At 45.3% G+C, this 644-nt stretch carries 2 protein-coding genes; both read left to right on the top strand.

Annotation, left to right across the window (positions count from 1 at the left end; translation table 11 throughout):
• Nucleotides 1–192: hypothetical protein (locus NA624_RS22990; RefSeq protein WP_000397091.1), on the top strand; the 192-nt coding region annotated here is incomplete at its 5' end.
• Nucleotides 149–607: an IS200/IS605-like element IS200F family transposase gene (tnpA, locus tag NA624_RS22985; RefSeq protein ID WP_000502117.1), complete on the top strand. Its 459-nt coding sequence runs from the start codon at nucleotides 149–151 to the stop codon at nucleotides 605–607. The genes NA624_RS22990 and tnpA, both read left to right, overlap by 44 nt.
• The last annotated feature ends 37 nt before the right edge of the window (nucleotides 608–644 follow it).

The following is a 644-nucleotide window of genomic DNA, read 5'->3' as shown; positions in this document are numbered from 1 at the left end:
TTTTTGTCTATGGAAAACCCCCAGCTAGGCTGGGGGTTCCGGAAAGCTTTCAGCTTTAAGCCAGTTATTAAAACCCCTTTTGATTTGTTAAAACATCTTGCGGTCTGGCAACTGCAAAAGTTCAACAAGAAATCAAAAGGGGGTCCCAATGGGGGACGAAAAGAGCTTAGCGCACACCCGATGGAACTGTAAATATCACATAGTTTTCGCGCCCAAATACCGAAGACAAGCGTTCTATGGAGAGAAGCGTAGGGCAGTAGGCAGCATATTAAGAAAATTGTGTGAATGGAAAAACGTACGAATTCTGGAAGCGGAATGTTGTGCAGATCATATTCACATGCTTCTGGAGATCCCGCCGAAGATGAGTGTGTCGAGCTTCATAGGATATCTGAAGGGTAAAAGTAGTCTGATGCTTTACGAGCAGTTTGGGGATCTAAAATTCAAATACAGGAACAGGGAGTTCTGGTGCAGAGGGTACTATGTCGATACGGTGGGTAAGAACACGGCGAAGATACAGGACTACATAAAGCACCAGCTTGAAGAGGATAAAATGGGTGAGCAATTATCGATCCCTTATCCGGGCAGCCCGTTTACGGGCCGTAAGTAACGAAGTTTGATGCAAATGTCAGATCGTATGCGCCTGT

It is taken from the genome of Salmonella sp. NW38 (assembly GCF_051807745.1).
Lineage (GTDB): Bacteria > Pseudomonadota > Gammaproteobacteria > Enterobacterales > Enterobacteriaceae > Salmonella > Salmonella enterica.
Note: the sequence above shows the minus strand (reverse complement) of the source record. Positions and strands in the feature narration are given on the sequence as shown.

Bases quoted from the DNA above. Each gene is read 5' to 3' on its own strand.
- tnpA (WP_000502117.1), top strand. From the start codon at position 149: ATGGGGGACGAAAAGAGCTTAGCGCACACCCGATGGAACTGTAAATAT.